Origin of the sequence: Streptomyces palmae (assembly GCF_004684805.1) — a bacterium.
Classification (GTDB): domain Bacteria; phylum Actinomycetota; class Actinomycetes; order Streptomycetales; family Streptomycetaceae; genus Streptomyces; species Streptomyces palmae.
The window spans coordinates 1-8,138 of sequence record NZ_SRID01000320.1 but is presented as its reverse complement, the minus strand read 5'-3'; the positions used below and the strand labels follow the sequence as shown (position 1 = coordinate 8,138).

At 69.0% G+C, this 8,138-nt stretch carries 9 protein-coding genes and 1 pseudogene; 3 read left to right on the top strand and 7 right to left on the bottom strand.

Going from position 1 to position 8,138, the window contains the following annotated elements; genetic code table 11:
• Positions 1-437 precede the first annotated feature (437 nt).
• Both E4099_RS25315 and E4099_RS25310 read right to left on the bottom strand, forming a co-directional pair.
• Complete coding sequence (locus E4099_RS25315; RefSeq protein WP_135341430.1) at positions 438-674, bottom strand: hypothetical protein; 237 nt, start codon at positions 672-674, stop codon at positions 438-440.
• Positions 675-895: 221 nt separating this feature from the next.
• Positions 896-1,324: a helix-turn-helix domain-containing protein gene (locus tag E4099_RS25310; RefSeq protein WP_280923524.1), complete on the bottom strand. Its 429-nt coding sequence runs from the start codon at positions 1,322-1,324 to the stop codon at positions 896-898.
• A gap of 220 nt (positions 1,325-1,544) precedes the next feature.
• On the opposite strand from E4099_RS25310, the gene E4099_RS25305 reads away from it, so the two are divergent.
• On the top strand, positions 1,545-2,648 hold the full coding sequence (locus tag E4099_RS25305) for a serine hydrolase domain-containing protein (RefSeq protein ID WP_342451946.1): 1,104 nt from the start codon (positions 1,545-1,547) through the stop codon (positions 2,646-2,648).
• Between the two features lie 74 nt (positions 2,649-2,722).
• Here E4099_RS25305 and E4099_RS25300 read toward each other — a convergent pair whose 3' ends face one another.
• The 3 genes from E4099_RS25300 to E4099_RS25290 all read right to left on the bottom strand — a co-directional run bounded on the left by E4099_RS25300 (position 2,723) and on the right by E4099_RS25290 (position 4,738).
• Positions 2,723-3,523 (bottom strand): SCO4651 family lipoprotein, encoded by an 801-nt coding sequence (locus E4099_RS25300; RefSeq protein ID WP_135341427.1) that lies wholly within the window; start codon positions 3,521-3,523, stop codon positions 2,723-2,725.
• Positions 3,524-3,672: 149 nt separating this feature from the next.
• Positions 3,673-4,218 carry an AAA family ATPase gene (locus tag E4099_RS25295; protein WP_135341426.1) on the bottom strand — a complete coding sequence of 182 codons (546 nt, stop codon included), beginning with the start codon at positions 4,216-4,218 and terminating at the stop codon, positions 3,673-3,675.
• A gap of 157 nt (positions 4,219-4,375) precedes the next feature.
• Positions 4,376-4,738 carry a winged helix-turn-helix transcriptional regulator gene (locus E4099_RS25290; protein ID WP_135341425.1) on the bottom strand — a complete coding sequence of 121 codons (363 nt, stop codon included), beginning with the start codon at positions 4,736-4,738 and terminating at the stop codon, positions 4,376-4,378.
• Positions 4,739-4,822: 84 nt separating this feature from the next.
• Here E4099_RS25290 and E4099_RS25285 point away from each other — a divergent pair, with 84 nt between their 5' ends.
• Positions 4,823-5,731 (top strand): NAD(P)-dependent oxidoreductase, encoded by a 909-nt coding sequence (locus tag E4099_RS25285; RefSeq protein ID WP_135341424.1) that lies wholly within the window; start codon positions 4,823-4,825, stop codon positions 5,729-5,731.
• A gap of 299 nt (positions 5,732-6,030) precedes the next feature.
• Here the strand turns inward: E4099_RS25285 and E4099_RS25280 are convergent, their stop codons facing one another.
• Positions 6,031-6,570, bottom strand: coding sequence for a flavoprotein (locus E4099_RS25280; protein ID WP_135341423.1), 540 nt, complete (start codon positions 6,568-6,570; stop codon positions 6,031-6,033).
• Positions 6,567-7,805: a helix-turn-helix domain-containing protein gene (locus E4099_RS25275; protein WP_135341422.1), complete on the bottom strand. Its 1,239-nt coding sequence runs from the start codon at positions 7,803-7,805 to the stop codon at positions 6,567-6,569. Before E4099_RS25275 ends, E4099_RS25280 begins: the two co-directional genes overlap by 4 nt.
• 98 nt (positions 7,806-7,903) lie before the next feature.
• Between E4099_RS25275 and E4099_RS33735 the strand changes: the two are divergent.
• Positions 7,904-8,138, top strand: a pseudogene (locus tag E4099_RS33735) (hypothetical protein); the annotation flags it as partial.

Here is an 8,138-nt window from a genome sequence, read left to right as displayed (position 1 = left end):
AGGTAGACCGTGGCGGCGGGGGCGTCGGAGACCGGGACGAAGCGGACTCCTGGGTGGCCATGGCTCTCCGCCGTGCCGGTCGCGCTCAGGCTAGGAGTCCCTGCCCGCCTACGGGGCCTTCTTCTCAGGCATGGAGGCGGTCCCGGCGGCCCGGGTGGCGACGGCCTACGTCCGCTCGGTCGAGGGCGCGCAGACCAGGCAGATCTACCGGGTCCGCTGACCCCGCCACCCCGCCACCAGCCCTCTTCCGGATCGCGTCGCCTGGCGGTCCCGCCCGGCCCCGGCTCACCGGCCATCGGGCGCCGACGATGAGAAGAACGGAATTCCGCCGGGGCCGGGCATGGCGATTTCCGGCAGCCCGCCGACTGGTGCACAACGCCAATGCGTGAATTCCACGCACGGTGTTTCTTCAGTCGGCGGGCTGCCGTCAGTAGGGCCTACTTGGCCGGGGAGGGCCATTCGTCGCCGGGAGCGACGGGCCATTCATCGGCGGGGGCGACCGGCCATTCGTCACCCGGGGCGACGGGCCATTCGTCGCCGGGGACCGTCAACCGGGCGTTCTGGCCGGCGGTCGCGACGGCGGCGAACGACGCCTTGGATTCGGTGCTGCTCCCCGGCGTGGCAGAGGCGCTGGTGGCGGTCGCGACGATCAGCAGAGCCGGAAGTGCCGCCAAGGCCGCCGCGTTCCGTATGGTCCGGTGAATACGCAAGGTTCTCCCCGTTCAGCTCGAATAGCTCTTTACCCGCTGTTGTCAGCGAGCTGGGACGACCTTAACCAGACTTGGCGGCTGCGCGACATTGTCCAATTGGGCATATGCGTGGGCGGCGTCAGCGAGAAAGTGAGTGCCGGCCCGGGAAGACGAACCGGGGCGGCACCGGACGCCTGCCCGTCGGATCAGCCTCTCAGCCCGCGATGAATCCTGAGCCCGGGCTGTACCTTCGCCGGGACGCCGTGCCGCGGGCACAGTGCCTTCTGCGCCGGAAGCCTCATCGGATGCCGGGTGCACGCCGCGTCCGAACACAACTCCTCGTGGGCCAGGGCGGCGACGATCGCGGCCTGCGTCCGCGTCTGCTGGCCCGTCTTCTCCACGATGCTCGCGATGTGGGCCTTCACCGTGCGTTCGGCGATACCCAGCTCCAGGGCCAGTTCGCGGTTGCCGAACCCCGTTCCGAGGAGCGACAGCACCTCTCTCTCCCGGCCCGTCAGACTCTCCAGTCTCGCCAGGCCCGACTCGGGGTCGTGCCCCATGCGCCGGTGCGAACAGCCCGTCTGCTTGACGGTAGGCAGTCTGGTCATGTTGCCCCCTCTTCGGCCCTCGTGCAGACCCCCATGGCCTGGGCGCAGCCGTGATCAAGACCGAACATACCCCCGGCGGGTAGTTCGACACACCGTATTGACGGTGAGGCGGAACGATTCACGCCTGCTCACCGCCTCCGCCTCCGCGTCCCGCCCCGGCGATGTCGAGGACTCACCGTCGGTACCGACTCACGGGTGAACGGTGCCCACACGCGCCGCAGCCAAAGATCGAGAGGGCATGGACATCATGCAGAAGCTTGTGGAAGAGGCCATTGACCAGCTGGTGGAATCGGGCGAGGAACTGGGTATCCAGGTCGCGGTCTACCAGCACGGTGAGCTGGTGGTGGACGCGGTGGCGGGGGTCGCCGATCCGGACAGCGGCCGTCCGGTCACCTCGAAGACACCCTTCTACAGCGCCTCCACCGGCAAGGGGGTGACCGCGACGGTGGTGCACGTCCTCGCCGAACGCGGTGTCCTTGACTACGACACGCCGATCGTGGAGTTCTGGCCCGAGTTCGGCGCCCACGGCAAGGAGAAGGCGACCGTCCGCCACGCGCTGACCCACTCCCTCGGCGTCCCGGCGGTGCCGTCCGACCTCACCGTGCGGGACCTGGCCGACGGGGACCGGATGTGTGCCCTGATCGCCGACTCCGAGCCTTGGTGGGAGCCCGGCACCAAGACCGGCTACCACGCGATGACCTGGGGCTTCGTGATGGGCGAAATCGTCCGCCGGGCCACCGGCAAGCCCATCTCGCAGGTGATGAGGGAGGAGGTGGCGGCTCCGCTGGACATCGCCGACGAGCTGTTCTTCGGTGTCCCGGAGTCCGAGCTCGGTCGGCTCGCCCGCCTCGAGGAGGCGCCCGGAACCGCCGCGATGATGGCGGCGATGCCCGCCGACCTGCCGCTGTTCAAGGCCACGCCGCCCGCCGTGACCCCGAGCGCCCGGTACGGCAACAACCCCGCAGTGCTCACTTCGGACATCCCCTCGGGCGGCACGATGTCCGCCCACGCGGTGGCCAGGATGTACGCCGCGCTGCTGGGTGAGGTGGACGGCGTCCGGCTGGTCTCGGCGGACCGGCTGCGGGAGATCACCGCCCTGGCCACGGACGATGTCGACCAGATGGTCGGCTTCCCGATGCCGCGCGCGCTGGGCTACAACCTCGGCCGGCCCGGAGCCGACCCGCGGGAGACGCTGAGCGTTTTCGGTGTGCCCGGCATGGGCGGCAGCGCGGCGTACGCCGACACCGCGACCGGCATCGCCTTCGCGCTGACCAAGAACCGGTTCTTCCCCGGTCCTTCCGCCGCGGTCGACCGGATCAGCGAGCTGGTCGCGAAGGCCGTCGCCGACTGAGACGCCCCGGCCGGGCCGGCCGGTCCACCGCAATCCCTTCCTCGGCCGGCCGGCCGCCCCGCCCGGTCGGGGCCTCAGCCGAGGAGGACGCCGCTGGTCTCGCCCACCAGGACGGTGTCGGCGGGGGACGGGGCCGCCGCCTTCACCGGCTTTCCGAAGTCCGAGAAGTCCATCGTCACCTTGACGTGCGCCAGGGCCTCGCTGTCGAAGGAGAGCCGGGCCCGGACCACCCGGCCGCTGCCGTCGATCCAGGCGTCGGCGAAGACGGGGAGGTCGCCGCCCAGCGCGTCACGGAGCTGGGCGGCCTTCTGGCGCATGCTCTTGACCAGCCGGAGGGTGAGCGTGGAGTGGTCGAGCGTGCCGCGGTAGCGCACGGCGGCCGCCCCGTTCACCTTCTCCGGGCCGACCTTGGTGATCTGACGCATCGAGGCCATCTGGCGGAGGACGTGCTCGGGGTCGTTCAGCGGCGCGCGCAGCAGGTAGTGGGCCTTGGCCGCGCCGCGGGACGTCGCTCCCCAGTGGCCCTCCAGGTTCGGCATGCCCCGCAGGTAGACCATGTCGTCGACGAAGACCTCCTCCACGGTGTCGACGGCTCCGCTGGGGAAGTCCACGGTGAGCCGCCCCTTGTCCCGGCCGAGGTCGAAGGCGCCGGTCAGGTCGAGGGTGAAGGTCTGGGTGGTGTCGCCCAGCTCGATCTTCTGGTCGATCCGGGCGGTGCCGCGGCCCGTCTTGGCCAGGGCCTCGCGGACCACGGGCGCCGGGGAGCCCGTACCGGAGGCGGAGACCGATCCGTCCTTCCGGCCGCTGTCCGAGGTCCCGGAGCACCCCGCGCACAACAGCGCGATGGAGCTGAGCAGGATCAGGGAACGGCGCATTGTCTCTCCAGATGTCATGGCGAGGCGTGATCGCATAGGTGTTCGCCCCGTATCGGAGAGATTGCCACATGCCTCGTCACCCTCCGGCATCGCGTCCGAAGACGCCCGGCCGGCGCTCCGCGGGGCCCGGGCGGCTGGTTCCGAGGTGCTCAGCGGAGGTGATCGGTCACGAACCGGGCCCGTTCCTCCACGGGCAGACGAGGAAGTTCCACCAGCTCGTAGCCGTATTCGGGATAGGTGGCGACCATGGACGCATAGGTTCGCTCCGCCTCGGCGGGGGACTGCCCGCGTTCGGCGTCCCGCTCGTAGATCTCCGGCCAGGGCGGGGCGATGAACACACGTCGGTGGTAACGGAACGTACGGGCGGCGGTGTGGAGATGGGCGGGGACGGGCCGGCCCTCAAGGCGGAGGTAGCCGATGATGTCGGGGATGCCGCGATCGAAGAAGACGGGCGCCGTCCGTGCCATCGCACCGCTGTAGGAACGCAGTTCCCAAGAGAGCATCAGCTCGGCGAACAGGTCCGGATCGTGCCACGGCAGTGCGCGCCCCCCGATGGCCGTCTGGTCCTGGATGATGGCCCGCCCCGCCTCGCGGGACCCCGAGAAGCCGGCTTCCCGCAGATGGTCGATCAGGGTGCTCTTCCCGGACCCCGGCCCTCCTGTGATCACGATGAACCGTTCCACCTCGGACAGCATCGCGGGGTTCTCCTCTCCTCGAACGCATGGATTCGCTGCCCCGGAAGGCATCCCTCCGGTTCGTGGAAAGCCCTGCACGTCATCACCGGACGAGGACCCGTGCCCTGCGGGGCATGCCGTGCGCGCGAGGGGTCCGCGGCCGGCACGCCGGTCCGTGTCAGGTCTCGGCCACGGTGACCGTTTCGGCGCTTTCGCGGCGGATCCGCTCGGTCCCCCAGGCGCCGAGCGGCCCGAGCGCCTGATTGAGGGTGTGCCCGTGCTCGGTCAGGGAGTACTCCACCCGCGGCGGCACCTCGGCATAGACCTCGCGGTGCACGAGACCGTCCTCCTCCATCTCGCGCAGGTGCTGTGTCAGCATTTTCTCGCTCACCCCCGGCAGACCGCGGCGGAGTTCGGCGAAGCGGCGTACGCGATGGGCGTCGAGTTCCCAGAGGATCAGCCCCTTCCACTTGCCGCTCACCACGTCGAGCGCGGCATCGATGCCGCAGATGTAAGGCCCGCGCCTCGGTGCCCTGGCCATCGCTGATCCCCCTTACCCAAAGGTGAGTACCGCAGTAAATAGTAGGTACTTCCGGGACGGCTGACGCTCTCCGAGCATGGAGGGGTGAACGAACGACAGAACCACACCACCGGGCAGAACAGCCCTGTCACCGTGATCGGGCTCGGCCCGATGGGCCAGGCGATGACCCGCAGCCTCCTCGCCGCCGGCCACCCGGTCACCGTCTGGAACCGCACCGCCAGTCGGGCCGACGGCGTCGTCGCCGAGGGAGCGAGGCTCGCGGCGACCCCCGCCGAAGCGGTCGAGGCGAGTGACCTGGTGATCCTCAGCCTCACCGACTACCAGGCGATGTACGACATCCTCGACGGCGCGACCGGGTCCCTCGCCGGCCGGACGCTGGTCAACCTGAGCTCCGACACCCCCGACCGCTCCCGCGAGGCGGCGACCTGGGCAGCGGGCCACGGCGCCACCTTCCTCACCGGAGGCGTCATGGTCCCCGCGCCGATGGTCGGCACCGAGGCGGCCCATGTCTACTACAGCGGGCCCGGCAGCGTGATGGAGAGCCACCTGGCGACGCTGACACTGCTGGGAACGCCGAAGTACCTGGGCGAGGACCTGGGCCTCGCCCAGATGATGTACCAGGCCCAACTCGCGGTGTTCCTCACCACCTTGTCCGCGCTGATGCACGCCACGGCGATGCTGGGCACCGCGGGAATGAAGGCCAGGGAAGCGCTGCCGGAGCTGCTCGGCTCCGCCGACTCGATCGGCGCCATCCTGCGGGCCGGTGAGGAGCACCCCGGCACCGCGCTGGACGCCGGAGAACACCCCGGCGACCTCAGCACGGTCACCATGATGGGCGCGACCTCCGACCACATCGTCGAGACCAGCACCTCACTCGGCCTCGACCTCGCGCTCCCGCTGGCCGTGCAGGCCCACTACCGGCGCGCGATCGAGAACGGGCACGGCGGCGACAACTGGACCCGCATCATCGACAGCATCCGTGACCCGCGCTGACGCGTAGCGCCTCGGTGGAGGCGGTGACCATCTCCTCTTGGCCTTGATGGGTCCGGCACCGGATCGAGGAGGCTCGCGGCTACCAACTCGACGGGTAGCCGCAGGCGGCACGGGCGGCGCTCCAGAGGGCGTTCATCGCGACACCGGAGACCATTCGCTACAACGGGTACCCCCGTCGGATCGTGCCGGAGGAGATCGGGTCGAAGTCTTCGGACCGCCGCCGGGCCGCGGAACTCGCCCAGGAGATGGGGCTGCTGGCTGCCTGGTGTCGGCAGCCCCGGAGCCGATGGACCGAGTCGTCAGCGTGCGTTGACAGCCTCCAGCGCGGCGAGCGCTCTGGACCAGGGGAAGCTGGACGGGTTGCCCCGCTTGGGAGGGTGCGGCTCGTATCCCGCTGGCCCGTCGAGTACGTGGACGCCCTGTTCGCGCAGGACCGCGAGGCTGCGTGGTACGGCGGGCTGGGCGCCCTGCGCCTGGTTGAAGTACGGCATGGCCGCGATCGGCACTCCGAGGTGAACCCCCTCCGACACCAGCCCCAGGGCGAGAGTGTCAGCGATACCTGCCCCCCACTTGTTCAGGCTGGTGCAGCTCAGGGGTGCGATGAGCATCGCGTCGGCGGGAGGTAGCGCGTCCTGTTGCCCTGGCAGTTTGTACTGCCATCGGACGGGGTGGCCAGTCAGCATTTCGAGTTCCCCAAGGCGGGCCTCCCACCAGCGTGCGGCAGAGGGGGTGAGCACCAGACAGGTGTCCCACCCGGCGGCCCGCGCCTGGCGCACCGCGTCATCGATGTGCTGGGTCGGGCCGGCCGCACAGGCGATCAGATAGAGCACTCTTGTCATGCCCGGAGTCCACACCGCTGTGCGAGCATGCGCAACTGTCCACTTGGGATAGCGGTCACCTCAAGGACCTCTTTGACCAGACTCACGGACGCAGGGCGACCACGAACCTCTTCAGGCGCCAGCTGTTCGGCGTGCAGGAGGGATTGGGCCGCTTCATCCCTGCGTCGTGCTAGGAGGGCCGCGCGCGCCATCGTCATAAGGTGCTGTGCATGGCGTTCACGCGTCAGCCCGGCAAGTGCTGCGTCGTTCAGGGCGGCTGTGGCTTTCAATGCCGACCATCCGTCCTCGAATCGGGTATGTACATCCACGCGGTGGAGGGTGACGTTCGTCGGTCCAAATGCCGTCCAGTCCTCATTGAGGTCGCCGCCTTGTTCAGCGGCAACCTCTGCGGCTTCGCTAAGTAGGTCGTTGGCTGTCGAGACGGTGCTCTCCGACCTCGGCTGGCCGGAGGCGGCGATGGCTGCAGTGAGGTAGAGCATGCCAAGCGTCGACAGTCCCAGCGGGCCTTGTGCGGACAGATCACCGCCCAGACGTCGCGCGGCGGCGGTGGCGAACCCCACGGCAGCGGCCGATTGCTCCTGGTACATCAGGCTCTTCGCCACACGTCGCGAGGCGGCACCAATGGCAACAGGGTCACCCGAGCGTTCAGCTGCCGACAAGGCACGATCAGCGGCGAGTGCGGCCTGCACGGTCGTGGACTCGCCGTACTTGTGGAGAAATGACGCGGTGAGTTGGTACACCCGTGACAGGGCACCGTATGCCGCACATGCTGAGTTTGGAGAGGCTTCCGCAACAGCATATTGGCTCTGGATTACGAGTTCGGGCAGCGCCTTCCCCAGCGCTCCGTAGTGGCTGGCCTGAAACGCTTCGCAGCAGTAGGTGAGCACCTTGCGGATCTGCGGCAACGCGGGTGGTGGAGTATCGGCAGAGAAGGCTCCGGTAAGGACGTCGTGCCGGTACATCGCCTCGACAAGGGCTAACACCTCAGGCGGGTGGACGCGAGCTGATGAGAGTGGGGCCGCAGGGTCATCCGCCAAGAGTGCCTCCATTGGAACGCGCAGGACTTCGGACGCGCGTTCCAGTACTGACAGTCGCGGATCGGCCTGGCGTTGGCCGCCTTCGAAGTCCTGCACCCATCGTCTCGACTGCGCCATCAGCCGTCCGAAGTCACCTTGGGTGAGACCGCGCCGCTCGCGCCAGTACGCAACACGTCGCCCAACTCGTCCAGCTTCCACAGCACTCTCCTCGACAAGACACGCATTCCGCGTGCTCAGTCCCGTTGTACCTCGCCGTACGTTGCCGGTGCATCACTCAACGCAGTGAAAGGTGGGTCATGGGGACGAGTGCGGAAGACCTGGTGAACCCGGCGGAAGAGCGCGCCGAAGTCTTCATTGGGCATTGCCGGCCAGCTGGAGGGCCCGCAAAGCCAGTCACGCTTGCCTTGGGGGACCTGAATGACAGGAACCGGCGAATCGCCACGACGTGGAAACCGCCCCTCGGCCCCGGCCCCGAACTTCGGAAGGCGGGCGAGGCGTGGAAGGCCGTGCGGGTGCCGGTGGGGTTGGGTG